Origin of the sequence: Streptomyces calidiresistens, from assembly GCF_014141525.1 — a bacterium.
GTDB classification, from domain to species: domain Bacteria; phylum Actinomycetota; class Actinomycetes; order Streptomycetales; family Streptomycetaceae; genus Streptomyces; species Streptomyces calidiresistens.
The window spans coordinates 1-2,054 of the sequence record NZ_VKHS01000895.1 but is presented as its reverse complement, the minus strand read 5'-3'; the positions used below and the strand labels follow the sequence as shown (position 1 = coordinate 2,054).

The window sequence follows — 2,054 nt, the reverse complement described above, 5'->3', positions numbered from 1 at the left end:
GGTGAGGGGTTGGGGCAGGTTGGTGGTGAGGGCACGGGCGACCTCGATGCCGGGCACGCCGCGTTCCAGCCAGGTGTCCACGGCCGGGGCGAGGTCGTGGAGTTCGCGTTCGGAGAGCAGAAGCCGGGGGTCGTGGGCGGTCAGGGAGTCCAGTACTGCCAACGCGGCCCGACTCACCGGCCGGGTGGGGGCCGGCGCCGGTGCCCCCGTGGTGTCCCGCCGTGGGAGCGCGGCGGCCGGTGTGGCAGGTGCGGCCGGCTCCCGAGACCCGGCCTCCGGGTCGGGCGCGGGGACCTCTCCGGTGGGGGAGACGCGCGGCGGGCAGGTCACGACCGGTTCCGATGCCGGACGCCGGTCGGCAACGGCCTTCGGGGTCGAACCCGCGCCGTTGGCGGGAGCCCGATCCGGCGCGATCTCCGCGACGGGGAGGACGGGCGCGGGCACGGCCCGGGGAGCCGGGACCTTCACAGGAGCGGTCACGGCCACGGGCGCGACGCGGGCTGCCGGAACGGCCGGGAGAACCCGTGCCTCCACGGGAGCCGACCCGACCCGGGGTGTGGGAACGCGAATGGGCTCCGGAGCAGGGCACGTCACCGAAGCCGGCACGGCTTCCGCCACCGGCCGGGGCACCGCCACCGCGACCGGCCGCGGAGCCGGCGCGGCTGCGGGAACGTGCTCGGTGGCCGGCTCATCGACGGGAGGCGTGTCCCGGCCCGCCTCCGCGAACCTCCTCGCCGCCTCGGGGAGGTGGTGGAGGACGAAGCGGGTGCGCACGGTGCCGTCGGCCAGGCGGTACAGGCGGCGTTCGAGGTAGCCGTCCTCCTCCAGTTCGCGCAACGCGCGACTGATGCGCACACGCCCCTCGGTGAAGTGCCGGCACAGCCGCTCGATGCTCATCGGCGTGCCCTCGGGCAGGGAGAAGAGATAGGCGGCGACGCCGAGGACGACGGCACTGCCACGCCTGCGCAACAGGAAGTTGGGAAGAATCGTGAAGTTCCGGGTGAATTTGGCCCGGAGGTGCATGAGCCCGGACATGATCGGGCTACGCTGGACGCCAGCCATCGGGAAGGTACCGCTTCCTGATCGGTCAGGCCCTCGGCCGGGAGTGCGAATCCCGGACGGGGGCCGAATACGTTGTGTGGTTGTCGAAAGCGACCATAACCCCCCATCGGGCCGCGAAGCCGGCGAACTCACCCGCACGAGTGACGCCGGGTTTCTGGTGGGTGGGTGGGAAGGTCCTCGCTGTTCCAGTTCTTCCCATGCCCGCCGACCCACCGGCCGCCGGTCCACCGGCACCCGGTGAACGGGAGGACTCGGCCCCGACCGCAGGGCTTCCGGCAGCACTCCCAGCGCCCCGGGAAGCCGACTCCGGAAGAGTCGGCCTCGCGTCAACTCGTACTCACGTTCCACCCGTTGTTCCGAGCTTCGCAGGGGCACGACATAGTGGATAACCGAAGGCCTCACCGGCTACCGGTGATGGGGGAGTTCGGAAAGTGGGGGTCCCGTGGCGCGGGCGTCGGATTGGTCGCCGGTGGAGATGTCCTCCGATCCGGCTCCGGGGGATCCGGATCGCATCGAGCGGCTGGGCAATGAACTCGATGAGTTCGCGGAGGACGTCTTCACCGCGTTGGGCAAGGTCCGTGCGATGGGTGAGGAGGGGGCGCTCGCGTCGTTTGTGGGGGAGAGCGCGGAGGCGTATCGGGATCGCTTCGACAAGCTGCCGCCGGATCTGGACAAGTTGCACACCTCCTACGATCTGGCCGCGCAGGCGTTGTTGACGTATGCGCCGAAGTTGCGGGAGGCGCAGGGGGATGCGGATCGGGCGTTGAATCGGGCGATCGAGGCGCGGGAGGAACTCTCCACGGCGCAGTCGTGGTTGGAGCGGGCGACCTCGACCCTGGAGGACGCGACCGAGGCGGCGGAGCCCCCGGATGAGGGCGAGGTCGCCGCCGAGGTCCGCCGCGCCCTGACCGACGCGGAGAGGGACAAGGGCGACGCCGAGACGGCCGTCACCGATGCCCGCGAAAAGCTCGACCTCGCCATCGCGCTGGCCG

At 71.6% G+C, this 2,054-nt stretch carries 2 protein-coding genes; one reads left to right on the top strand and one right to left on the bottom strand.

All coding sequences use genetic code 11. From position 1 onward, the window contains the following. Positions 1-1,035, bottom strand: a 1,035-nt coding sequence (locus FOE67_RS23875) for a hypothetical protein (RefSeq protein ID WP_228474221.1), incomplete at its 3' end; no start/stop codon positions are given. A gap of 469 nt (positions 1,036-1,504) precedes the next feature. On the opposite strand from FOE67_RS23875, the gene FOE67_RS23870 reads away from it, so the two are divergent. Further along, the coding region (locus FOE67_RS23870) for a putative T7SS-secreted protein (protein WP_369075297.1) at positions 1,505-2,054 on the top strand (550 nt) is incomplete at its 3' end.